The following is a 23426-nucleotide window of genomic DNA, read 5'->3' on the forward strand; positions in this document are numbered from 1 at the left end:
TTAGCTGTCACCCGTGCGTCGACCGTTGGAGCGCAGCAGAAGGACCCCACATTGGGGTCCTTCGTTTCCGACGCTATGGACGGATCATGCCTTTTCGGACATGTCCTTATCATATTCGGCGGCAGCCTCGTTGATCGTCTCTTCGGCGATCTTCGACAGCGTGCCGTCGGCGGCACTCTCCTGGGCCAGAATAGTATCGAGATGTCCCTTTGCTTCATCCATGCCAAGCGCGTCGGCAAATGCGCTCATCGAGCCGTAGCGGGTGATCTCGTAATGCTCGACTGCCTGACAGCTGAAGATGATGGCGGCATCACCTGCTGCGGTGCCACCAAAGTCTTCGAGCAGGCTTTCGCTTTCTTCGAGAATGCCATCGATCGCATCGCATCTTTCTGCCCTGGCCCGTTTCTCAAGGAGCGCAAAGATCGCTTCCAAGGCTTCGATCTGGGTTGCCGTTTCCTCGCGATGCTCGGTGAGGACCTCGATCAACTTCGGATGCTTGGCCGCCTTGATCATCTTGGGGAGAGATTTGTAGATCTTCTTTTCGGCATAGTAGATGTCTGCCAGAGCATGCTCGAAGAGGTCAGCCAGACCTTTCGCCGGTTTGGCTGGGCCGGATGTCTTGGCAGATGAAGCCTTCGCGGCAATTGCCTCGGCACGTTTCGCACGCGTCTTGGAAGTTGCCTCTTTGGTCTTTCCATCGCTGGCTTTTGCCGTCTTCGAGGATTTGGACTTGCTCGCCTTGTCTTCTGCAGCCTTCTTGGTCTTCGCCATGGTCAAGGTCCTTGCGGTTCGAATGATTGTTGCAGGAATTGTGCAGCGAAACGCGGGGCTCAACCTGGCTGTTCCCTTGGCAGATCCGCAATCCGTGCCAGACATGTTTCGTGCGATGTCGCTCATCGTCGTCATCAGTGTCCGTTGCCAGATCGCCTGTCCTGGTGCAGAAGCATACGGAGAATTCGACTATCACGTGTTGATCTGGGATCTGCACCTAGGCGCTGCAATTCTGTCCATGGCGCCCACAGCAAGACTTGAGACGAAACCGCTTCACAGACGGCACATCAAACGTCCGAAGCCCGCTGACGCCCACTAAAGAAAATAAAAGGAGGACGGTGACGGAAATCGTCGTTTTCCGCGTGATTTGCAGCATTTGTCATACCCGCTTCACCATGCATCGTCACAAGGGGGCCAAAGCTGCTTCATAAGGCCCATCCGGTGCACCAGGTATCCCCACGGTCGTTTCTGACCAAACTGTCCCAGAAGCCCACCACGTCCCAAGCGGGTGGGATGTCTCGCGTTGCACGGAGTGATAAGCCGGACACAATGGGTACTTCAGCCAGCGATAGTGCGTTGAAGTCTATTGTCGATTCAAAGGCACGCTTGAATGAGATGTTAAACCGCGCTGAAGATGACGCACCTAAAGCGACAGATGCTTTGATTGCCTTCATTCAGCAGCGATACTCCTCCAGCCTTGTAGGCGACTTGAACGCGCTTCTTGGCCTTGCATGTCGTGCAGATCTGTTCCCCAAGGACCACATTGGGTATTCGCGAAGCGCCCTGCACATCCTTCTCCCCCTTCGTGCGAGGATCACGGCACAGATTCAGAACGAGAGATCCTTTCTATTCCCAATGATGCTGTCAGGAGCATGCCCGAAAATAGTCCATCTCCTCGATCAAGCGATCCTGGACCACCACTCTCAGCTTACGCTTCTGAGAGAGCTTCTTGGACTGGCAGAATGTTCACAGGACAAGGCTATTCAGCTATCTGCCTGGCGGGCGTTCAGCTTCGGGGTGGGAGAGTTCGCCGACGACCTGAAAGCATGCGTTCACCTCAAACAATCCATTTTATACCCACGCTTTTACTCTTGATGCGCGAGACTTCCACACGCTTAGAAATAGTGCAGGGACGACCCTTACGCGACTTACATTATCGCGATCATTTCCTTTAGGCTAGTGATTCCGGTTACATTACGACGGACCATACATTAAGCAGCACGACATCTAGCATTACGGCAGTGTGCTTTGATAGACCGGCAGAGTTGCAATTGCTGCTTCGCCCTCAAATTAATGACATGCACGAACGTTGGATCGGCACAGTTCCGCCGCTTAACGCAAAACATAAAACTCACGGCTATACGTTAGTCAGTCAGGTATGCTAAATCGCATTCGATTTAGGCACTCTGGGATCCCGAAAATTGAGTAAGGCTTTTGGTGGATCCACAGATCCAAAGCAATTGAAGAGGTTTATGCTACCGTCTGATGAACGAGAGATCGAGTGATGATGTCAGCCAATCTGGTATGTGCCCTCGGGATTTCTCTTGGGTTGAAAATCACACTTTTTCTCAGTGGCTTTTCACTATTGGAGTGCCTCGTTGCCTATGCCATTTGCGGCACAATTTCAATGCTGGGGTTTTCTTGGGCTGTGCTCGCAAGAGTACCCGCCCGTACAGACCAAGGGTCATGACGGACGGGCTTTTACCCGACTCGTGACTGATGACATCATCGACTGTGGCCATAGGCCCCGCCATAATCGACATGCCCGTTAATCGATACAACACTCAAAGTTTTACCTCTGCCATTACAATACGTCAATTTGTTATGTGCAGTGCCTCAGCCGCAATATTAAGCAGAGGTAGGCAATCGAGATCAAGATCTCCCATTTTATGTCGTCATGATGACATTCTCAATGTCCACCGACGTTGTTTTATGGAAAATAATGCATATTGGTCATAAGAGCATCTGCTTGCGAAAAGCCTGTACTTATTATGCACCAGCTCTATGCCCATACTTGAATTTGCACCTCCCTTGCCTCAGCCGATTTTGGCTGCTCTACCAAAATCTGTCGCCGATCGCGTTGTTAGGGCCCTGGTACTTTTTGTGTTCGCATTTTCCAGCGTGGCGATATCGCTTACGATGAGCCTATTATAACGCTTCCATAGGCTGCCAGTCGCAGAGAAGCTGCCGGGACTGACTGTCGAACTCGAACCAGAACCCGCCTCCCGGCTCCGGACACATGACTTGGTCAATCGGGCATTCTGAAAGACTGCACAACAGCAATGTTCCCACAACAGAATGACCTACGAACAGGACATCGCCGTTAAGCCGCTGATCGAGGCTGGCATCGACTTCATCGATGATACGCCGCTGCGCTGCGACTGCCGTCTCCCAGCCCCTGATACTCTTCTGCGGCCGAGAGAAGAAATCTGCCGCCATGCGCTCTAATTCCCGTTCTCGCAAAAAGCCCGTCGCAGACCGATCAATCTCGCAAAACCTTGCGCGGGAGTGGACAACAGTCCCAAGAGCATCGGACAATGGGCAGGCAGTCTCAAGTGCCATGGTTTCAGGGCTTGAGATGACATGCCGCGTCTGCTTCAGGATGCCGAGACGCGATGCCAGCCGTGCGACACGGGAGCTGCCGACGGAGTTGAGCGACCAGAGCCTTCTATCCTTGAGCGGTTCTATCAAGACCTGGGGATGTGTCAGGTAACGGACGGTCGGCGACATGGGTGCCCTGCCTGGGTGAGTGCCGGATTAACCTCGGACGGTAGCGTCATTAGTTCAAGAGTGGTGAGCACTGCCAAGCCATTCGCAGCATTAAGTTGTTAGAATCGTGCTGTCGCATCTGCCAGAAGCCTTACCGGAACAGGGATATTCAGCAGGATTTTCTGTTCTTGGTAGTATGTCCGCGCAGGAACAGACTAGCCGCAGCCTGGGCACATGCCGGTAATTGACCCTTCGTGAACCCAGAACTGGTCAGCATGGCATACTGCTGGACATGACCAATGATCATTGCCACGAGTTGACGCGCTGAATGATGGCTGTCGTGCGCATCGACCTGCCCCTGATCGATCCAGATATCGATCAGCGCCTTCAGGGGCTCAATGATGCGAGTGGCGAAGGCGTTCTCATACACCACGACCAAGTCTGGAAAGCGGACCCCTTCGGCAATGATGATGCGCACCATTCGAACCCTCTGCCCTGTCGCCGCCCAGTCAGCGAGAGACGTCAGTATCTTGGGCAGAATGTCAGGAGCGTTACCGTCGCGGAGTTTGTCGAATGGGCATTTGCCAAAAGCAGAACTGAGCTCAGCCAGCAAGGCTGCGCGGAACATCATCGATTTTTCAGGAAAGTAACTGTAGAGCGTCGCCTTGGACACCCGCGCCTCTCGGGTAATGTCGTCAACACTGGCGCCCGCGTACCCATCTCGAAGGAAAATGACTGCCGCACTATCGCGAACTGTCTCATATTTGCGGCCCTGCTTGGGTGCAGGTGCTTTTGTCAGCTAATCGATAAGCGTCATCGTTCTTTGCCTTTCAACGGGTAGAACTGCATAAAACGCGTCGGATCGCTAGAATGCAAGCTGCTTTGTGTGCTATAAAATCGCGTGTAGTGAGTATGGTTTGGCTATCCATATCCGGAGAACCGCCATGTCCCGACAGCCCGCCGCCATCTCCACTCTTTCTGCCAGCGCGGATGACAGCGCTGCAATCCAGAACACGCTGGATACCGTCCGCCAGACGCTTGGAATGGAGGTCGCCTACCTGTCCGAGTTCGTTGAGGAACGTGCTGTATTCCACGCCGTCAGCGCCCCTGGTCTGGAAGCGATGATCCGTCCTAGCCAGAGCATGGATTTGCGGGAGGTATACTGCAAACATATCCTGGACGGCGGCTTACCCAGTCTGATCACCGACACCAGTCAACACGCTATCGCAACCGATTTGCCGATCACACAGATGATTCCGATCGGGAGCCATCTGTCTGTTCCGGTCAGGCGGGCCGATGGCACCGTGTTTGGCATGTTCTGCTTTCTCAGCCGTCATGCTCGACCAGACTTGGGACAGGATGACCTGAGCATGGTCTTGGCGCAGTCGGAGACTGTCGGGATACGCCTGTTCGGGTGTCAAACCGTGCCGTCGGTGACGGCCTGACCAGCAGATTGCTATGACGCTGAGAAGCCTTCGGCTCGTAGCAAGAGCTATTTCCAATTTAGAGTAGATCTGTTGGCAACTTCCATGCGGCTAAGAGCGCCCTTGGCGGCAATGTGCCTATGGTTTTCTGCTCCGGCCATGAAAGCAGAAGGCGGTTTTCGCATCGAAGCGTTTGGTCGCTCAACTTCAGAGTTGTTGACGGCACCAAGCGCCGATCGGTTGATTCAGCAGCTTTGCGAGCGCGCCGGTCGCATCCTTCGGAAGGTCAGCATCGGTTCGTGCTGCTTGTTTCCCTCGCGGACATACCGAATGTGGCATCGTCCGCACGATTGGCGTATTCATGAAACTTCATCCTTTATTAACCAGTGTCCCTTAGTCTCGGATCTGATCGCGATCCAATAAACTTATCAACTTACCGAAATTCATCTTAATAATGACCGGTGACCTGCCTCCCAGCACGGGTAGCAGTGCCAAACTAATGCTCAGATCAACGTCATCCGTAGGGTTCCAGGCCGAGACATCGGCCTGGGCCCTCCAGGATGGGCACGCCTGCGGCTCGTGAGCCCAAACGTGATGAAAAACTGGCATCCTGGGTGATGTGTCATCGGCTCGTCGATTTGCCGCGTAGAACTTGCTGTTGGCCCTTATGTATCTGCGCCGCGCATGCTGCCGGCCGGCAAGGGCAGCTTGAGCGGAGCAGACAACATGAACAAGCAGCCATCATGATCTTCCATACGATGCCGCATTGTCGCGTAACTTTTGCCTGCCGCTGCTAATCATCCGCCTGAGATCGATAAAATCTTACCGACAATCTGCCGACAACAAGGGCTCTCAGGTGAACAGCGTTACCAATATGGGTGCCGTCCACGGGCCGGATGCGACAGACATGTTCCACGACAAGGCGAGGGACCATACAGGTCTCGAATGCAAGTCGCCGTTTGAAGCACACTGTAGACCTGTCGGAAAAATGGCCAAGCGCAGCCTGGACATCACTCTGGTTCTTGTGGCTCTGCCACTCGTAGCACTTCTGATGGTGGGTCTGGCATTGTTGGTCAAGTGCTCAGACAACGGGCCGGTGCTCTATGGTCATAGCCGTATCGGTTTCAGGGGTCGGGAATTCAGATGCTGGAAATTCAGGACCATGGCCGTGAATGGCGATGAGATTTTAGAACAGCACTTCCGGAAGCACCCGTCTGATCGAATGACTTGGATGACGCAGCGCAAGCTGAACAACGATCCGCGTGTCACACCTGTTGGAAGAGTTCTTCGCAAACTAAGCCTGGACGAATTACCCCAGCTGCTGAATGTCCTGAACGGCGAAATGAGCTTGGTCGGGCCCCGTCCGGTCGTGACAGATGAACTCTTGCATTATGGCAGAACGGCACGCTTCTACCTGGCAACTCGTCCAGGCCTTACCGGGCTGTGGCAGGTCAGCGGACGCAGCGACACGACCTATGCGCAGCGTGTTCGTCTGGACCGCTTCTATGTTTCTCGATGGTCCCTCTCCCGGGATCTTCGGATCATTGCCCTGACGATACCTGCGCTTCTCACTTCAAAAGGTGCTCGGTAAAAACCTGTCCATCATATGCATAACTGTAATGATGGATTGAAATTGTCGTGCAGCAGGGCGCTGCATGTATGCTCATGCTCAAATTATCATTTACGCCCTGTCGGCCTATAGCGGCGAAGAGTAAAGTGAAGCATCTCGGCTTCTGGCGAGTGTCTTTTACTAACCAGCTGAACTCGCGATGGGTAGGTCTGCTGAAGTCGTACCGCGGCAGGTTCGGTCAAGCGTCAATCTGGTTCGCGAATGGCTGGCCAGGCAGCTACCCCTCCCAGAACAGCTGCCTGACCGATAAGAACGATATATGCATTCGCTGCGTTAGGCGCCTGTCTTAATTGATACGTCTGTATGGTCAGTTGTCGGCCCCGGAAGGGGTCCGGGGGCCGTTCCGCAAGGATCCGGGAAACCCACCTAGTCGGCTGGTAACGAGAAACCCTGACAGCCGGTCAAACCTGGCGTTCGCGCAGATATATTGCGCAATTTCATGGCAGAATTGGCAAGGTACTTCCGCTAGGCCAATCCGATTTACGCAACGCTCTTATTAATGCCACCGTTCTGGTAACTCGTCGTAAATCTGCATAAATTACGGTCAAATATTAAGTTTAATATCCTCGGCAATCTTGCTGTCTAATACGGTACTCCGAGTTAGTGGCCTAATCCCGCCCAGTATTAATTGTCAAACGTCAGCGTTTGACGCGTGCTTTATGGATCAATCCACCATCTCCAAAAACACTATGCCTCATCGCTGTACGATCTTCAGAACTCCCCGTGTTCTGAAAGGAACGCTAAATAAAAGTCTTGGTCATATCGACGTGATTGAGCAGATCTCTCGCACCACGACCAACGGCGGCAAGAACCTCTTGCCGCCGTTTTGCTGCCATCATGATCTCGTTATCCGATACGTCCGCCGCCTTGTTTGGTAATAGCAACGACGGCCGGTCGGACAGGCATATCGGTTTGGAAGTCCGGCCACCGGGTGGATAAGTCTTCGTAATACGACACGCGCCCATGGCCCTCCCAGTCATCACCACCGTCCCCAGGGTGCTGAACCGCGACGAAGAATGTTGTCATGTCAGCGGTCGGACACGGCCCGCAAAGTTCAGCCCCAACCGGAACGCGATAGAAGAGACGCGATGTCCCTCGTGCTCCGCCCTCCGTATCAACGGCCCATAGCCCATCAGTCCGACCGGTATCAGCCATCGAGTTGCCGTCAGTGGAAACCCACAAACGGCCCTCGGCGTCGATCGCGGCATTGTCCGGCATTCCGAACCATCCGTTCTTTGACGTTTCCGTAGAGAACGTGGCGCCAACCTCAGCCACAGAAGGGTCTCCACATTGCAGCAAGATTTCCCAAGTACCCTCGGTAGCCGTAAAGTCCCCATTAGATTCTAAAATTTCGACGATATGTCCGAATGCGTTCTCGAGACGAGGATTTGCAGCATTCGCTTCCTCGCGCTTGGTGTTGTTCGTGAGCATCACGTAGGCGCGACCTGTAGAAGGATTGGGCTGAATGTCTTCTGGCCGGTCCATCGGCGTGGCCTCTAACAGGTCGGCAGCACGGCGTGTCTCGATCAATACATCAGCCTGACTTGCAAACCCGTTTTCGGCTGTAAGCGGGCCCTGCCCCTGAACGAGCGGCAACCATCGCATTGATCCATCCTCATCAAAGCGAGCAACATAAAGTATGCCGTCGTCGAGAAGATCCATGTTAGACGCGCGATCGTCGGGGTTGTATCGACCTGCTGTCACGAACTTGTAGACGTAATCGAACCGTTCATCGTCGCCCAGATAGAAGACAACACGGCCGTCGTTTGCTACCACACTCTCGGCACCCTCGTGCTTAAACCGGCCTAATGCCGTACGCTTTTTAGGAACCGAATTCGTGTCCATGACATCTACTTCAACGACCCAGCCAAAGCGATTGGGCTCGTTGGGTTCATCTCCGATATCGAAGCGCTTATGAAAGTTCCCCCACTGATAAGATGCACCAGGTATGCCAAGGCGCTTGTAGTTCTCGGCCTCAGGGTGCCCAGAAGGTAACTCCCCCAGAAAATAGCCGTGAATATTCTCTTCAGCCATGATGTATGTACCCCATGGGGTTACACCGCCCGCACAATTATTGATTGTGCCGAGAACCTTCGTGCCGGAGGCATCACTTGAGGTCTTCATGCGCTCGTGGCCTGCTGCAGGACCGGTCAGCTGCATCTCAGTCTTGGCAGTAATGCGGCGGTTTAGCGCGCCATCCGCTATGGGACGCCATTTGCCACGCTCGCGTACCAATTCAATGATAGTTCCACCATGTGCAGCCATTTCGATATTGGCACGTTCCTCAGTTGCGTCTGCGACGACCATTTCGCCGTTCTGCATAGTTACGATACCGGGGAACATCAGATGTTCATTCGTGTATTCGTGGTTCACCACAAGCAAACCGCGATCACCACCGTCATCCAAAGGAATGAAACCGACAAAATCGTTATTGTATCCAAACTGCCGCTCCTGAGAAGCTTCGGTTTGGTTCAGCGGATCAAATTCCGGGGCATCGGAGAAGACCTTGTCACCCCATCGCATCAGAATGTCGGCGTCATAGCCGTCTGCCACGTGATGATCGGCATCGACCCCAGCCTCCACCTCAGGGAAATTGAAAACGGACGATGCTTGAGCTTTTGCTTCTCCAGCAGCAAATAATGCGACAGGGGATACAGTCGCTGCGATTGCGGCTGATGCCATGGAGCCCTTAAGAAAGCCTCGTCGCGAGAAACGGGCGGCGATAATGTCGCCCATTGTCGGGTGGGCCGTCGGGTTTAAACCTGGGCCATCAGCTTCTTCAAGCTTGGAGGTCCGAAAGATTTGGCTTTGGCGCATGTCGCTCATGGCTGGTCCCTTGCACTCTCGTGGTCAGGAGCGTGGTACGCCGATTTCACGACAAAACCGTGTCGGTCGCGATGCAATTGGATGTACACTGATCCGCTGCTGCTCATTGGCAAGTCGCGGGACCTATTATTTTATACACGAAGCGTGCCTTGGTAATTGGTCCGCGGCACTGCAGCCCGCCGCACGGCATCATCGACCCCCAACATCGCGGCATCCAGTCCGCCATGATCCGGTCCAGTTGGCCCTCGTCGCGTCTTCCCTTAATCCGCTCCAACGCACTGATCTGTTGATTTCCACCCAGAACTGAGCCGGGTGTGGAGTGAACCCCATGGGCTGGACCACATCGTACCATTCGAACTAAGCCGCTTTCTGGGCAAACAGGGTTTCGAATTCCTCGGGGGTTCTGTAGCCGAGGGCTGAGTGAAGCCTTCTCGTATTGTAGATCTGCTCAATAAAAATCGGCAAGCGGACTGCCACATCGGCAAAAGTCTCGTAACCGGCTCAATAGACCTCCTCGACCTTCAGGGTCTTCATAAAGCTTTCAGCCTGCGCGTTATGATAAGGATTGCCGACGCTGCTCATCGAACCGCGCAAGCCTGAAGCATCAAGGGCGTCCCGATAGCCTTGGGATGCGTACTGACAGCCGCGATCCGTATGATGAATGCAGCCCTCGGAAGGCTTTCTGGTCATGACGGCCGCGCGCAGAGCTGCGAGTGCCAGTTCCGTATCCAGATGCTGTGACAATGCATAGCCTATGACTTTGCGGCTACAGGCATCCAGGATGGCGGCCAGGTAGCAGAAGTCTGTGACGACACGGATGTAGGTGAAATCCGCGACCCAGACCCTGTCAGAGCGATCGGGAATGAGGTTGCGATACAGGTTGGGAAAGATTGGAGAGTCATGCCGGCTGTCGGTCGTACGCACAGAGCGCTTGCGGGGCTTGATGCCCAGTCCCGCTACTCGCATGACCCGTGCTACCCTCTTGTGATTGATTGCAAAACCACGGCGCTGAAGCTCGTGAGTCACGCGTCTATAGCCATAGCAGGGTAGCTCATCCTGGACATCGTCGATGATGGCGGTGAGTTCGCCGTCTGTCAGCTCGAGGGTCCTGGCGGAGCGGTAGTAGCATGTGCTGCGTGGCAGGTTCATGGCTTTGCACCCCCGTCTGACGGAGCAGCCAAGGGGCCGCTGATCACGAAGGATCTTTCGCTGCCGCCCGCGGTCGACATCCGCGGTGTTTTTTTGCAAGATCCAGCTCCATCGTGAGCTGGCCGACCTTCCGCTCGAGCGCGGCAATGCGAGCTTCATACTCTCCAATGACACTGGCCTCGGCTTCCTCGTCGTTCAACTCGCCCCGGTCATATTGCGTGAGCCATAGCTGAATGAGGTTAGCGGAAAGATTGTGGCTGCGCTGCGCATCGCGCCGCCCAAGAGCACCGGTGCGGATGTCTAGGCAAAGCTGCAGCTTGAACGGCGTGGAATGCCGGCGGTAGGGACCTCGTGATGTCATGGGCCTTCTCCAATCAAGGCCCGTCCAGCGTATCAGTTTTCTAGGGGCCTGTGGTCCAGCCCATGGGGTTCACTCCATACCCGGCTCAGTTCTGGGTGGAAATCAACAGCACCGATCGGCTTCAAGCGTTCGCTCGGCTCCTTGCGGCTGGCAGGCGCACCGCCACGAACGGCCCCTGCCCCTCTCCTGTATGGCCCATCCGCGCGGCAAGAGAGGGCAGTGCCCAGAACCGGAAGGTGCTACGGGCAGTGAGGTTGCTGACGCAGCCGGCATCGACGAGCTCGCCGATCAGGGCTCATGAGGATCGGATCACTAGCCCGTTCACCGCGATAGAACGAGAAGAGACTGCTTCAAAACCATCCTCAACACATTTAACTCGGGCGATCCTTTAGTCGGGTACCTGCTTAACGTGAGGTAGCCCGATCAAAACCGGATCAACAAGATTCCTGCGAATACCCTAGTAACAAGTTATTGTTTTCAAAAGATTTATTTTAGACCAGTGTCTTCAACGCGGTGTTGCGATCAAAACCCGATCAAAACATGCCGGCACTCACGCCCAAAATGGGATGTAGCCGGCGCGAGGATGCTCTGGATCCGCTGGCCGGATGAAACCTGCTTGTAGAGCATGGCGGATGACCACAGAGGCTTGAGAAGCGTTCTTAGGGTCTACTCCAAGGCGTTCCCGCAGGGTCGCATTGGTCATTCGCTGGCCACTTTCATGCTTCAGCGCGGCATGTTGATAGCATGCGCGGAGGCGTTCTTCCGGTGTCATGTCCGCAAAGCGCCGCGGCGCAAAAAATACGACCCTGACAGCCTCACCTTCAGTTCTGAAGTCTGGTGGCGGCAGCTGATGGAGTTCCACCGCAGTCAGCACCTTATCGATACCAGTTCCTTGCTCTTCGCAGAGCCGCATCCTCCGCATGAGCGAAGCCAACGCTTCATTGCGCGAGCGCGGCGGCGCATCCAAGAACCTGTCCGGACTCACCAGCGGAGCTCCCGGATTGGTAATCTCCATCCGGTCGCTGAAGAGCTCGATCAGAGGACCAGCACCGGTGATCGTCATGTCCTGATGTATCAGAGCGTTCGCTACCAACTCTCGCAGCGCGATGGCTGGATAAAGCGGACGCTCTTCCCGGAAAGCCGAGCCAATGTGCTCGTTTCGGGGCAGCAGATTGTCGATGAAGTCCACCAGTCCTTGAAAGCCGGCTGCGTAGCCTCGTTGCCCATCTTGCCGGTGCGTAACCGTATCGGCGCGGCCTGGCCCGTCATAGGCGACGAACCGGACTGCCTTGCGCTCCACGGAGGGGCCAAAATCCGACAGCCGCTTGGCAAACAGGATGGCGCCGAGGTTGGTGACGTTCCAGTGGGATCCAACATCCCGCTGGATCAGCCGGTCCGCTTCGAGACGCTCAAAGATACCTTGGCGGTTGTCAGGCAGGCGCTGTCCGGTCAGGTCAAAGTAGTTAGAATAGTCAAGCTGGGAGAGCACCTCGTCGCCAGGAACGAACTGAGCAGCCAGTCCAGTTTCCCACACATATGGCTGCAGCCTTGACCACAATGCCCTCAGCCGCTCGGGATGATCCGAAAGCCGGGGCGTCGCACTGCCAATCCGCAGGTAACCACTTCGGTCGAACTCGACGGGAGCGGTCGCCGCAGCAGGGATGGTCAGAAGAACAAGCCGCTGGCCATGGTAATCAACTTCCTCGAAACGAAACTCCAGACTTGGTTGAAGCCGGCTCGCCAGCCAATGCTCGAACGGCTGTCCCTGTTCGCGTTTCACGCCAGGCTGGAAGCTCGTACCGACGGCGTCATGATCTCCGTCGCGTATGCCCCAGACCAAATAAGCGAAGTGCTGGTCCGCAAGCCGCGCCGCATTTGATAGCGCGGCGATCAGCTTGCCGACCAGGGGCCCGTCCGCGTTGTTTTCCTTGAATTCGACCCATGATGTTTCGGCCGGCATTGCGCGCAGGTCATCAATGAGCCGACGTGTACGTTCGAGGGTCTGGGTCGTTGTGAGGCTCATCATAGGTCCGGTAACGGAAGCGGTTATCATTCACCAGACGAGCCATACCTCAGATCGGCCACAGGGCACAGCTGCCACCGCGATCATTCTGTCGCCCCGTGGGCGGCTGTTTCGCTGCAAAGTCACGAACCTCTGCGGCTACCATTGTACCCGACGTTCTTGCTGCCGCCTTAAGGATGCATCTTCCGGACAGCGTGCGTCTCCAGTCATGCAAAGAATTGACCGCTGCAGGATCTACTCTTCTTTCCGCTGCCGACCCCCTGCCCGGCGCACGACATCATCAAGGCCCGACATCGCGGCATCGAGCTCCGCCATGATCCGGTCCAGTTGGCCCTCGTCGCGTCCTCCCTTCATTCGGTCCAACGCACCGATCTGCTTCATGCGTTCGCTCGGCCCCGCGCGGCTGACGAATACACCACCCCGAACCGCCCCCGCCCCTCCCGCATGTCCCATCCGCGCGGCGAGGGAGGGCAGCGCCCAGAACCGGGAGGTGCTGCGGGCGGTGAGGTTGCTGAGGCAGCCGGCATCGACCAGCTCGCCGATCAGCGACAAGGCCGTCCGGCGTGTCACACCCAGATGATCCATGACCATCGCCGAGCTGATCACCGGCTGCGCCTTTAGATAGGCGATCAGGTCGCCAAGGCGCGACCGCCCGTGTGCAGAAGACGTCATGGCCGTGAGACGCGTCAGCTCATGGCGCAGGGTCCCCAGATGACCGAGATCATGAGACAGGCTCCGCGTGGCTGCCTCCAGGAACGTGGCCAGCCCCGTCATCGGAGACCAGACCCGGAAGCCGGTGCGGGTCAGCGACACGGAAGGCGGCACGATCCACCCGGCAGCCGCCGGCATCAGCAGGCCCCCTGCCCTCTCGTCCAGCTCATCGCGGCTAGCCCTTTTATCAGGAGACAGCCCCTGCAGATGACGCGCGGCACCCTCCACCGCTATGAAGACCAGCCGCTCGGCCACTGGGCTGCTCCGTCGGGAGCGGAAGGCGTAGCTGGCCGCCGCGCGCCATCCCGCCAGGATCGGAACGTGGGACCAGGTGCGAGCGGCCTCCACGACCAGGGGCAGCTCCGCATCCTCGAGGCAATCGCCCTCGTCGCGCGTCTGACCGATGGGCGCAGCAGCCGCTTCGATCCGGCGCAGCGCCGCGACCGGCGCGCCGAATGGATCCCCGGGCCGCCGGATGACGGTCAGAACCTTCAGGGCCATCTCGGCCGCCCGGGCATCCTCGTCCATCGCCGTGCCGCTGGTCAGACGAAGCACCATCCCCTGCGTGGAGATGCGCTCGCCTTCAAGCCCGACCGAGGCGGCAGCCTCCAGAAGGCTTGTCTCCATCCGCCACAGTCCGGCCAGGGCGGGGTCAGCCAAGAGGATGCCCTCAACCCTCGCAGCCTGGGTCTCGGCACTCAGAAGAAGCGATCCGACATCCATCTGATAATCCATGATTATGATGCCAATAGTTTAGCATATCTCCAGTATTCTATAGTTGCCTAGTACTTTCAGATTTGGACCGAAGTCACTGCCATCCCGCCACTCAGACAGATGAGATCCCGCAGGCGTTGGAATACGGCCCAGAGAGCGCACGAAGCCGCCTATTTCCGTCCCCTGCTGAACGTAACGGATCTGGGCATCCGTACGGCAGACGCAGATATCGGCGTTGCATCTTTTTGCAAACGGTCATTTGGTAACGCTATGCGAAACTGTAACTCGGGCTTTTTGATGCCTCTGATTGCCTAAGGCGCTTGATATAGGATCAGAACCCAACTTCGCCGCCATACGTGCCGTTATGGATTGGCCTAGTACCAATGCTTTTCGACCTGACGTTCCGCGACCACCAGCTTTGGTAGTGCGACGCCCCTAGCTTGCCGAGAAAAGCTTGACCAACGGTGTCCACCGCCATTGGTGGCATGATTTTTTGGCCCATATCACGAAAAGACTTGCACGAATCTAATCGCCCCAGCAATAGTCACGAAAAATACCGCGCAGTCACATAAAAAACGCGCCCAAGAATCGAGGCAGGGATGAGCGAAGCTGAGCAGGACCTGGACATTGCCATTGGGCATTACGCAGAGCTTCTCGCGTCTAACCTTCACGCGCAACGTGCAGCCCATTTCCCTCCTGACGCCAAGAAAGCGATGCGCAGCCTGACCAGCGGTGAAGCGGCCGAGTTGCTGGGCGTCGATCATACCTATCTTCGAAAGCTTCATCGAGAAGGCAAGATCGCCGACGTCGAGACGACCGCGGGAAGTCATCGTCGGTATACGTTGGACGATGTTTGGGAAATTCGCCACGCCCTTGAGAAAAATGCAAAAAAGCCTGGGTCTTATGTTCCAGGGCGCCGTGCCGGGGACGAACTTAAGATCGTCTCCGTCGTGAACTTCAAAGGCGGCTCCGGCAAGACTACGACATCAGCTCATCTCGCGCAGCGCCTTGCGCTCAAGGGGTATCGGGTGCTCGCAATCGATCTCGACCCTCAGGCATCCCTTTCCGCGCTGCATGGCATCCAACCAGAACTGGACCTTATGGATGGCGGAACTCTCTATGACGCCGTGCGCTATCATGAGCCGGTTCCTATTTCGGAGGTGATCCGCAAGACATACATCCGCGGTCTCGATTTAATTCCTGGCAATCTTGAACTCATGGAATTTGAGCACGAAACGCCCGCTGCCATCCAGCGCGGCGGCGCACGTGCCTTTTTCGCACGTGTGCGTGACGCGCTTGATAGCGTCGAGGCGCATTATGACATCGTTGTTATCGACTGCCCGCCGCAGCTTGGTTTCCTGACCATGTCCGCCTTGTCAGCTTCCTCTGGGGTCCTTGTAACCGTTCACCCGCAAATGCTCGATCTTATGTCCATGTCACAGTTCCTGCGAATGACCGCTGATCTGCTTGGCGTCATCCGGGATGCCGGCGCAAACCTTCGCTTCGACTGGCTGCGTTTCCTGCCGACCCGATACAAGGTGGGTGACGCCCCACAAACTGAGGTCATTGCCTTTATCCGCGGCCTTTTTGGCAGGTCGGTGCTGACCAACCACATGGTTGAATCTACCGCGATTTCAGATGCTGGGCTGACAAAGCAGACCCTCTATGAGGCGGACAAGAAGGACTTCACGCGTCAGACTTTCGAGCGTGCAAGTGACTCTATGAACGCTGTCAACGACGAGATCGCTGCGATCATCCAGAACACGTGGGGACGTAATGGCAAGAAAGCCTAAGCTGGGGCTACCTTTACAAACCTTACGCAACGCGCCTGACGCGCTTGAGGGGCGGAGGCTCCGGGGTGGGATTTTCGAGATTGAAACCGGCGATATCGATACTACAGGTCGGCTCGACGACCGGCTGCACATTGAGATCGAAAGTCTTAAAGTTTCGATCTCCAAAAATGGCCAACGAGTCCCTATCCTTGTTTGTCCGATCGAGGGCGATCGCTACCGCCTGATCTATGGTCGTCGTCGGCTTGAAGCTTGTAGGGAGCTTGGGATCAAGGTCCGCGCCATCGTTACGGAAGTGGAGAGCGATCAGCCGCTTCGCGATCAGCTTTTGGAGAACCAGGAGCGGCGGGATCTGAGCTTTATCGAACGTGCACTAGTTGCCGCGGCCCTGCTTGATGGGGATCATCTCAACGCGTCCGAACGCACGAACAAGGGTATCGCAGAGGTTCTTAATCTTACCGAGGCCGGAGTTTCACAGCTGTTAAGCGTAGTGCGTACCGTTGGGGAGAACTTGGTTCTTGCCATTGGCGCAGCGCCAGGTATCGGTCGCCCCCGATGGGAAGAGCTCAAGAAGTTGCTTGGGACCGCGAAAGTTGATCGCGAATGGCTTGCTACCATGGCCGCCGACGTCAGGACCGCCCACCAAGGTGGCATTGACGAAAAATCTGATCAGGCATTTTTGGCGGTTCTTTTAGCCGCTGGTAAATCCAAACACGCAATGTCCTCCTCTTATCCGCGCGGGGGGACTGGCACTGTTATTCCGGGGGTCGGTGCCGCAACTGTCACCACCGGACGCCGTGGCCTTCAACTCAAACTTGAGTTGAAGGCTGAGGAGAGTGAATTTGTCAGCTGGTTAGAGGGCAATGCCCCGCGGCTGATAGCCGAGCTTCACGAGCGTTGGAAACGTTCGGAAGACTGAGTAAGAGCAACAAACAAAAGGGAGGCACGAAACAGGCAGAAAAGAAAAGGCCCCAAGAAGCAAGCTTCTCGAGACCTTTCTTAGGTTTCTCGCGGGGCCAGCCCGCTACAAAACTTAGTTTTCGCACTTCTGAGTGTAGCGATTTGGCCCCTTTCCCGCAAGCGCAAAGCGATTTGCGGGCCAGGGAAACTTTGCCTTCGTGAATGACATCATGGAGTACACACCAATTTCGCCGTTTATGCGGCCGATCTCGCACGCCCATTTGCGCCTGGTCGAGCGACCTGAGGGTTCTGTCTCTGGCAGACCGGTGAACAAATGGGAACTCTTCCGCGAGCTGTCTAAGGCGCAGGCCACATTTGGGATCTCCGAACGCGATTTGACCGTCCTGCAGGGTCTTCTCAGCTTCTTTCCGAATGATGCACTTGGTGAGAATGCCCAGATGGTCGTGTTTCCCTCGAACAAGGCAATCTGTGAGCGGCTAAATGGGATGCCCTGCTCTACAATGCGTCGCCACCTCGCCCGTCTGGTGGGAGCGGGCTTGCTCATACGGCATGACAGCCCAAACGGGAAGCGTTATGCCCGCAGGCGAGGCGATGAACGCGTGGCTTTTGGCTTAGATCTGTCACCACTTTACTGCCGAGCAGAGCAGATCGCACGAGCCGCAGATGCCGTGCGAGAGGCAGAGGTACGTGTGCGTCGCTTGAGAGAGGTCGTGAGCCTCATGCGGCGCGATCTCGCGGCCTTGGCTGTGTTTGGTAAGGATATCTATCCTGGGCTCGGGTTCTGGGATCAGATCCACAACACTTCTCTAGTCACGGCTCGCGCACTCCGCCGCAAGCTTTCACTCGAGGAACTCTTCGCTTATCGCGGGGATCTTCAAGTCCTTCTCGACCAGGCACGCAACATAATTGACGGACCTGAAACAGAAAAATTGAGCACCAATGGTGCCCACTCTGAGCGCCACCATCATAATTCAGATAAAGAATATATTGATTTTGAACCGGCCTTAGAAAAAGGTGGGGCCGTGGCCGCGGCCGCCGAACCTGAAAATTATCCTGATGAGTCTGAGGCTGACATCGTGGAAGCCGACCAAAGACTAGGGCCAAATATTCCCCTTCATTTGGTGATCGCAGGCTGCCCAACGCTGGCCACTTTCTACCAAGGAGATATTCGACACTGGCACCAACTTTATGACGCTGCTTGCAGTGTGCGACCAGCCATGGGCATTAGCGCCTCTGTTTGGGAGGAAGCACAGCGATTTATGGGCCCCGAACAGGCGTCGATCGTCGTAGTCGCCATGCTCGAGCGGTTTTCCGATATAAAATCACCTGGAGGATACTTGCGCGCGCTCACATCCAAGGCCGCTGCAGGTAAGTTCTCGTGTGGGCCGATGGTGATGGCGCTAATAAGTAAGAAAAATGCGGCTTAACAGCTGTTAAGTACAGAGTAGGGCGAAGAATTAGACCGGTGCGACTTTACACCTGTTAAAAGCGGCTCTGGTAGGCTCTGTTGCAAAAAATCGGTCATGGCATTCATTTCGCGAATCCCGCATAGTAGAAGGGGCAGATGAGCAGACCCACACCCCCTACAAGACCAGGAACTGGCCCATCTGTAACGAAGGTCTGAAGCGACGTGGCTCGCTGACAATCTGGTTCGATCCCGAGATAACGTGGAGGCCGAGCCAATTGGCAAATGTGGCCGACGGCCTGACTATAGTGACGCAACTATCCAGACCTGCCTGACGATGAAGGTGTTGTTCGATATGCCGCTCAGGTAGATGACAGACATCTTTGAACGGCTTCAACGCACCCGGCATGCCCGTCACTGAAGCCGTGGGATGAACTTGGCCCATGGAAGGGGGAACCTCGAACCTCAGCAGATTTGTGCAACAGAACCCAGCCAAACCATTAGCTTGTTTATGTGCGGCGCGTCAGGCGCAGCGCCCCTGCTTGGCGGACAGACTGGACCCCGCGCACAATTTTGTCGGTAAAGGCCGGGCTGAACGCGCCGCGTGGCGAACGTTCATCCAATGCATAGGAGGATTCCAGCACATCGGCATTCAGCTCGTTCACCATAACCCAGAGGGGAATGGAGACATCCAACTTGGCGCGCCGGGCCTCTGTTTCGGGAACAGCGATGCCGACCTGATCTGGTCTTGGCTCTTTGCTGGTGATAGCGGCAATAAACAAGACATGCTTGCCAGCTTCGTTGACGACCACAACTGCAACACAGCTCGGGCGTTTCTTGCGGCCTTCTGTCTCGCCGCGCGTGGCCTGCCATTTCCATAAGTAATGATAGCCGAATACCTGCCCGGCCTTCGGGAAATCATCGGCCATGAAAATGGCCCTCGATGCCCTTGTCCAAGAGGGTGCCCAGATCATCGGGCATGTCTGCCACGTCTACCGCAACCTGTGAGCCGTGATCGGATGTCATAGCCTCGTACTGCTGCATCGACATGACCACGAAACGTGGTTTGCGATGCTTGGTGATCGCGACCGGTGCCAAGGCTGCAGCCTCGAAGAGATCGCCTGTGTTACGAGTTAGATCAGCAGCACGAAACTCTCTCATAGCAACAGCCCCATAAATGTTGGTATTACCCATAATATACAGATATTCTGAATATATGGCAAGTGGTGCTGCCAGAAATAAAGTGCGGGTTAGGGCTTCTAGCATCTGTCCTCAACGGATTGCCGGCCGTCTACTCGTTAAGCCAGCCGCCCTCTCGGCTACTGTTTAGAGAAGCTAAGAGAATGTCAGAAGAACCAGCGCTATTCTTGCAGCCGCTTATCTGGTGAAGCGCAATGCAAACCTATCGCTTGCGGAAGTGACCTAGAGGTTCGTGTGTGGTCAGTCTTTGCTGCCCGTGGAGAGCGCTGCCAGAGAAGCGGTCGGTTTCCTTGCGGTCACGAGGTCGAGCGCCGTGACATCGCTGAACCACCAGAAAACTCGCTACAAAAATCAGCGGCAGGTTGTCGGGTATCGATAGTCTTTCCTGGCAATGTCTGGTGGCTCAAACTGCCATATCTCTCTGGAAGCCAGTCAGACGGGCAAGGGGTGGATCATCGCACGGGGGCGACCTGCCTCTTCCCAAAGGAAGGCCAGCGTGATTGGCAGGCGGAAGCGGCGGGGGCCGGCGGCGCCGGGGTTCAGCCAGAGGGTGCTGCCGGTTTCCTCGATGCCAGGCTTGTGGGAGTGCCCCGAGATCACGACATCCCAGCCCTCGGCCTCCGGATTAGCCTGCAAAGCCTTGCGATCATGAATCATGTGTATCTGCATGCCTCCGATCGTCAGGCTCACCGTTTCGGGAAGGATCTCAGCCCAGTGCCCGCGATCAATGTTGCCCCGGATTGCCGTCACCGGGGCGATGCGCGCCAGGGCGTCAAGATGGTCGGGGTCGCCGATGTCGCCAGCGTGCAAGATCCGGTCTACACCTTCGAGAGCCTCCAGCGCCTCGGGGCGCAGCAGACCGTGGGTATCAGCGATGACACCGATGCATTCACTAGGAGATGGCTGGCGGAGTGGTTGCATGAGGCAGCTCCAGATTATTTTGCATATCCCTATAAGCACATTGTTTTGTCCATCAAACGGACGTTTTACGGACTTGCCATAAAATTGTCCATAAAACCTTCTGCGATGAGTATTCGGACAACTTGATTATTGGACGGGTTTGTGGACACTGACTGCCAGAAACCGCGTTGATTGAGGAAAACAGATGTCACTCATTGGCTACGCGCGCGTTTCGACCTCCGAGCAGGATCTTTCCCTTCAGCTTGACGCGCCGTGAAGCCGCCGCACGCGTAAAGGTGAGCAAGTCTGCCCTCTATATGGCCCTGAAGGACAGCCCGACGTTGGCTGGGCAATCCAGGCGCTTGACAAGCTCTGCTGACAGTGGCCGTCATATCCGCTAATGCAGGGTTGAGATTATCATTACATGGATGTGCAACTAGCCTTGCAATCAAACGGTTACAGGCGGAAATGATATCGTGAAAGAGACCGATCGTCTCGATGCGCTGCATGCGCATGATATTCTCGACACGGCACCAGAAGTTGGTTTTGATGACATCGTCCGCCTTGCTTCTCGACTCTGCGATAGCCCGGTTGCGCTGATCAGCCTGGTCGCGGCGGATCGGCAATGGTTCAAGGCCAAAGTCGGATTCGAGCCTTGTGAAACCTCAATTGAGCAGTCGATCTGCAAGCATGCCCTTGGGCATCATGACCTCTTGGTCATTCCCGACCTGACCCTGGACATTCGAACCCAGTCAAATCCGCTGGTCCTCAATGACCCTCATTTACGGTTCTATGCGGGAGCGCCCTTGGTCTCGCCGGAAGGTCTGACGCTCGGAACGATCTGCGTCATCGACCATATCGCGCGTCCAGAGGGATTGACCGATGCTCAAGCCGATGACCTACGAGCACTGGCACGGCAGGTCATCGCTCTTCTGGAGATGCGGCGCCCGATTACCAGCCGAGATGACCTGCTCCTCCAAGTCGAAACGCACCGAAAAATTTCGGAGCACAAGCATCTGGAACTGGCCGATATGTTCGTCCAGGCGCCAAGCTTTATGGCGCTGTTGAAGGGCCCCGATCACGTCTTCGACTTGGTCAATCCTGCCTATTTCCGTCTGGTCGGAAACAGGCAGCTCATCGGGAAGTCTTTTGCCGAAGCTCTGCCGGATGCCGCAGAGCAAGGATATGTGGACCTGCTTGATAAGGCCTATCGCTCGGGAGAGTCGTTTACGCAAAGAGGTGCACGTTATGCAATCCAGAGTAATCTCCAATCTCCGGTAGATGAACGATTTGTCGATTTCGTTTGTCAGCCGACGAGGGATGAAAACGGGATCGTGACTGGCATCTTTGTGGAGGGATCGGATGTCACGGAGCATGTTCGCCAAACGAGACGCGTTGCGGCTCTCGCAGACCTCAGCGAGCAGCTGCGCGATCTGATTGATGCTGACGACATCGCTCGTGCGGCGGCGGCATGCGTGGCTCAGGCCATAGGCGGCAGCTGCATCGGTTTCGGGAAGGTCGATCTGGCAAATGAGACGATCAACGTACCGGTCGACTGGTGCGACGCATCCTGCGTGAGCGTTGTCGGCTCTCATCAATTTAGATTATTCGGCTCCTATATCGAGGACCTTAAGCGCGGTGAGACTGTCGTCATTTCAGACGTGGAGATAGACCCCAGGACAGCCAGCCAAGCCGATGGCCTGAAGAGGGTCCATGCGAGGGCACTTCTGAACTTGCCAATCATGGTGCGCGGCGCTCTCGACACTGTCATCTTCGTCCTCAGTGCCAAAGCCCGGAAATGGACCCCGGACGAAATCACTCTTGTAGAGCAGGTAGGGGACCGGACGCATGGGGCGATTGCCCGGGCACGGACCGAACGGGAGCAGCATATTCTGAACGAAGAACTCAGCCACCGCATGAAGAACACGTTGGCGATCGTTCAGGCCATTACGACTCAGACACTTCGGGAGGTTTCCGAAAGGGACGCCGTCACGGCACTCACGCAACGCATCGGGGCGCTGTCCCGCGCTCATGATGCGCTCTTGAAGACGAGATGGGTTTCCGCCAGCCTGGAGGACGTGGCCAAGGCCACCTTGCTGGCGTTTGATCAATCTGGACAATTCCATCTGGACGGCCCCGCCCTGCAAATCGGACCCCGGGCCACATTGTCCCTATCCCTTTTGCTTCACGAATTGGCGACCAATGCCATCAAATACGGTGCCCTGTCCGTACCTGAAGGAAAGGTGACGATTACCTGGAGCATCGAAAAAGGCATCGAGGAAGACAGTTTGCGGATGTGCTGGACGGAAAGCGGCGGTCCTCCCGTGCAGCAGCCATCCGGGAGAGGGTTCGGATCTCGACTGATCAGCATGGGATTGATTGGAACCGGCGGTGTTGAGCTTGGTTACAACCAAACGGGGCTGCTCGCTTCGATGGAAGCCCCGCTGTCACAGATGCAGCAGCCTTGAGACGGAAAGACCTGATGGCCCAATATGCTCCGTTGAAACGCCAACTGGTTCTGGTTGTGGAAGATGAACCGATCCTCAGGATGGCCGCACTCGACATGGTTGAAGATGCGGGTTTCGAAGCGGTTGAGGCCACTGACGCTACGGATGCAATCAGGATCCTGGAATCGCGCCCGGATATCCGTATCGTCTTCACCGATGTGGATATGCCGCGCGGGGTGGATGGCCTCAAGCTCGCCGCGCTTATCCGAAAACGTTGGTTGCCCATCCATGTCATAATAACCTCTGGAAAAGTGGAAGTTAGCCGGATGAAACTGCCAGTCGACTGCGTGTTTTTCGGCAAGCCTTATGATGAACGACGCGTGATTGCCGAAATGCACCGCATGAGCAGAGCAAGCTGATACACCTACTTAAGTAGCAAGGGTCA

General features: G+C 56.0%; 20 protein-coding genes and 1 pseudogene. 10 read left to right on the forward strand and 11 right to left on the reverse strand.

What is annotated here, in order from left to right:
- Positions 1-84 precede the first annotated feature (84 nt).
- Complete coding sequence (locus F1642_RS14470; RefSeq protein WP_084693709.1) at positions 85-771, reverse strand: ferritin-like domain-containing protein; 687 nt, start codon at positions 769-771, stop codon at positions 85-87.
- On the opposite strand from F1642_RS14470, the gene F1642_RS14475 reads away from it, so the two are divergent.
- Both F1642_RS14475 and F1642_RS14480 read left to right on the forward strand, forming a co-directional pair.
- Positions 770-1090, forward strand: a complete 321-nt coding sequence (locus F1642_RS14475; protein WP_194886556.1) for a hypothetical protein — start codon at positions 770-772, stop codon at positions 1088-1090. The genes F1642_RS14470 and F1642_RS14475 overlap by 2 nt on opposite strands.
- A gap of 230 nt (positions 1091-1320) precedes the next feature.
- The gene (locus F1642_RS14480; RefSeq protein WP_194886557.1) at positions 1321-1866 is read left to right on the forward strand and encodes a hypothetical protein; all 546 of its coding nucleotides are present in this window, start codon (positions 1321-1323) and stop codon (positions 1864-1866) included.
- A 1053-nt stretch (positions 1867-2919) separates the two neighbouring features.
- Here F1642_RS14480 and F1642_RS14485 read toward each other — a convergent pair.
- Both F1642_RS14485 and F1642_RS14490 read right to left on the reverse strand, forming a co-directional pair.
- The gene (locus F1642_RS14485; RefSeq protein WP_194886558.1) at positions 2920-3501 is read right to left on the reverse strand and encodes a histidine phosphatase family protein; all 582 of its coding nucleotides are present in this window, start codon (positions 3499-3501) and stop codon (positions 2920-2922) included.
- 148 nt (positions 3502-3649) lie between these two features.
- Positions 3650-4279, reverse strand: a complete 630-nt coding sequence (locus F1642_RS14490) for a TetR/AcrR family transcriptional regulator (protein ID WP_255522480.1) — start codon at positions 4277-4279, stop codon at positions 3650-3652.
- Between the two features lie 145 nt (positions 4280-4424).
- Between F1642_RS14490 and F1642_RS14495 the strand changes: the two genes are divergently transcribed.
- Together F1642_RS14495 and F1642_RS14500 are read left to right on the forward strand one after the other, a co-directional pair.
- The gene (locus tag F1642_RS14495) at positions 4425-4925 is read left to right on the forward strand and encodes a GAF domain-containing protein (protein WP_194886560.1); all 501 of its coding nucleotides are present in this window, start codon (positions 4425-4427) and stop codon (positions 4923-4925) included.
- 835 nt (positions 4926-5760) lie between these two features.
- Positions 5761-6495 carry a sugar transferase gene (locus F1642_RS14500; protein ID WP_370582887.1) on the forward strand — a complete coding sequence of 245 codons (735 nt, stop codon included), beginning with the start codon at positions 5761-5763 and terminating at the stop codon, positions 6493-6495.
- An 885-nt stretch (positions 6496-7380) separates the two neighbouring features.
- Here the strand turns inward: F1642_RS14500 and F1642_RS14505 are convergent.
- The 5 genes from F1642_RS14505 to F1642_RS14525 form a co-directional block, all read right to left on the reverse strand.
- Complete coding sequence (locus tag F1642_RS14505) at positions 7381-9360, reverse strand: PhoX family phosphatase (RefSeq protein WP_194886561.1); 1980 nt, start codon at positions 9358-9360, stop codon at positions 7381-7383.
- 501 nt (positions 9361-9861) lie between these two features.
- Entirely contained in the window at positions 9862-10668 is an 807-nt protein-coding gene (locus F1642_RS14510) for an IS3 family transposase (RefSeq protein WP_245008546.1), read from the reverse strand.
- Entirely contained in the window at positions 10553-10870 is a 318-nt protein-coding gene (locus F1642_RS14515) for a transposase (RefSeq protein WP_194886563.1), read from the reverse strand. The genes F1642_RS14510 and F1642_RS14515 overlap by 116 nt, the downstream gene beginning before the upstream one ends.
- Before the next feature lie 550 nt (positions 10871-11420).
- A complete protein-coding gene (locus F1642_RS14520) occupies positions 11421-12893 on the reverse strand; it encodes an ATP-binding protein (protein ID WP_194886564.1) in 1473 nt (490 codons plus the stop codon).
- A gap of 234 nt (positions 12894-13127) precedes the next feature.
- The gene (locus F1642_RS14525) at positions 13128-14339 is read right to left on the reverse strand and encodes a helix-turn-helix domain-containing protein (RefSeq protein ID WP_194886565.1); all 1212 of its coding nucleotides are present in this window, start codon (positions 14337-14339) and stop codon (positions 13128-13130) included.
- A gap of 578 nt (positions 14340-14917) precedes the next feature.
- Between F1642_RS14525 and repA the strand changes: the two genes are divergently transcribed.
- From repA to F1642_RS14545, 4 genes and pseudogenes are all read left to right on the forward strand, one after another.
- Entirely contained in the window at positions 14918-16111 is a 1194-nt protein-coding gene (gene repA / locus F1642_RS14530) for a plasmid partitioning protein RepA (protein WP_194886566.1), read from the forward strand.
- Positions 16095-17027 carry a ParB/RepB/Spo0J family partition protein gene (locus tag F1642_RS14535; protein WP_194886567.1) on the forward strand — a complete coding sequence of 311 codons (933 nt, stop codon included), beginning with the start codon at positions 16095-16097 and terminating at the stop codon, positions 17025-17027. Before repA ends, F1642_RS14535 begins: the two co-directional genes overlap by 17 nt.
- 211 nt (positions 17028-17238) lie before the next feature.
- Positions 17239-18456, forward strand: coding sequence for a plasmid replication protein RepC (repC, locus tag F1642_RS14540; RefSeq protein WP_194886607.1), 1218 nt, complete (start codon positions 17239-17241; stop codon positions 18454-18456).
- Between the two features lie 121 nt (positions 18457-18577).
- Positions 18578-18801, forward strand: a pseudogene (locus tag F1642_RS14545) (transposase); the annotation flags it as partial.
- 142 nt (positions 18802-18943) lie between these two features.
- Here F1642_RS14545 and F1642_RS14550 read toward each other — a convergent pair.
- The 3 genes from F1642_RS14550 to F1642_RS14560 form a co-directional block, all read right to left on the reverse strand.
- Positions 18944-19363 (reverse strand): hypothetical protein, encoded by a 420-nt coding sequence (locus F1642_RS14550; protein WP_194886568.1) that lies wholly within the window; start codon positions 19361-19363, stop codon positions 18944-18946.
- Positions 19353-19700 (reverse strand): type II toxin-antitoxin system Phd/YefM family antitoxin, encoded by a 348-nt coding sequence (locus tag F1642_RS14555; RefSeq protein WP_240542582.1) that lies wholly within the window; start codon positions 19698-19700, stop codon positions 19353-19355. The genes F1642_RS14550 and F1642_RS14555 overlap by 11 nt, the downstream gene beginning before the upstream one ends.
- Before the next feature lie 366 nt (positions 19701-20066).
- Entirely contained in the window at positions 20067-20555 is a 489-nt protein-coding gene (locus F1642_RS14560) for a metallophosphoesterase family protein (RefSeq protein WP_194886569.1), read from the reverse strand.
- Positions 20556-21010: 455 nt separating this feature from the next.
- Between F1642_RS14560 and F1642_RS14565 the strand changes: the two genes are divergently transcribed.
- Positions 21011-23002 (forward strand): HWE histidine kinase domain-containing protein, encoded by a 1992-nt coding sequence (locus tag F1642_RS14565; RefSeq protein WP_194886570.1) that lies wholly within the window; start codon positions 21011-21013, stop codon positions 23000-23002.
- Positions 23003-23016: 14 nt separating this feature from the next.
- Positions 23017-23400, forward strand: coding sequence for a response regulator (locus tag F1642_RS14570; RefSeq protein WP_194886571.1), 384 nt, complete (start codon positions 23017-23019; stop codon positions 23398-23400).
- Positions 23401-23426 lie beyond the last annotated feature (26 nt).

The organism is Paracoccus sp. NBH48, from assembly GCF_015390265.1.
In the GTDB taxonomy this organism is placed as follows: domain Bacteria; phylum Pseudomonadota; class Alphaproteobacteria; order Rhodobacterales; family Rhodobacteraceae; genus Paracoccus; species Paracoccus marcusii.

Coding starts and splice junctions, on each gene's coding strand:
- F1642_RS14485 (WP_194886558.1), bottom strand. CDS start 3,501: ATGTCGCCGACCGTCCGTTACCTGACACATCCCCAGGTCTTGATAGAA.
- F1642_RS14475 (WP_194886556.1), top strand. CDS start 770: ATGGTCAAGGTCCTTGCGGTTCGAATGATTGTTGCAGGAATTGTGCAG.
- F1642_RS14525 (WP_194886565.1), bottom strand. CDS start 14,339: ATGGATTATCAGATGGATGTCGGATCGCTTCTTCTGAGTGCCGAGACC.
- repA (WP_194886566.1), top strand. CDS start 14,918: ATGAGCGAAGCTGAGCAGGACCTGGACATTGCCATTGGGCATTACGCA.
- F1642_RS14535 (WP_194886567.1), top strand. CDS start 16,095: ATGGCAAGAAAGCCTAAGCTGGGGCTACCTTTACAAACCTTACGCAAC.
- F1642_RS14570 (WP_194886571.1), top strand. CDS start 23,017: ATGGCCCAATATGCTCCGTTGAAACGCCAACTGGTTCTGGTTGTGGAA.
- F1642_RS14495 (WP_194886560.1), top strand. CDS start 4,425: ATGTCCCGACAGCCCGCCGCCATCTCCACTCTTTCTGCCAGCGCGGAT.
- F1642_RS14520 (WP_194886564.1), bottom strand. CDS start 12,893: ATGAGCCTCACAACGACCCAGACCCTCGAACGTACACGTCGGCTCATT.
- F1642_RS14480 (WP_194886557.1), top strand. CDS start 1,321: ATGGGTACTTCAGCCAGCGATAGTGCGTTGAAGTCTATTGTCGATTCA.
- F1642_RS14560 (WP_194886569.1), bottom strand. CDS start 20,555: ATGCAACCACTCCGCCAGCCATCTCCTAGTGAATGCATCGGTGTCATC.
- F1642_RS14550 (WP_194886568.1), bottom strand. CDS start 19,363: ATGGCCGATGATTTCCCGAAGGCCGGGCAGGTATTCGGCTATCATTAC.
- F1642_RS14470 (WP_084693709.1), bottom strand. CDS start 771: ATGGCGAAGACCAAGAAGGCTGCAGAAGACAAGGCGAGCAAGTCCAAA.
- F1642_RS14505 (WP_194886561.1), bottom strand. CDS start 9,360: ATGAGCGACATGCGCCAAAGCCAAATCTTTCGGACCTCCAAGCTTGAA.
- F1642_RS14515 (WP_194886563.1), bottom strand. CDS start 10,870: ATGACATCACGAGGTCCCTACCGCCGGCATTCCACGCCGTTCAAGCTG.
- repC (WP_194886607.1), top strand. CDS start 17,239: ATGGAGTACACACCAATTTCGCCGTTTATGCGGCCGATCTCGCACGCC.
- F1642_RS14555 (WP_240542582.1), bottom strand. CDS start 19,700: ATGCTAGAAGCCCTAACCCGCACTTTATTTCTGGCAGCACCACTTGCC.
- F1642_RS14510 (WP_245008546.1), bottom strand. CDS start 10,668: ATGAAGCTCGCATTGCCGCGCTCGAGCGGAAGGTCGGCCAGCTCACGA.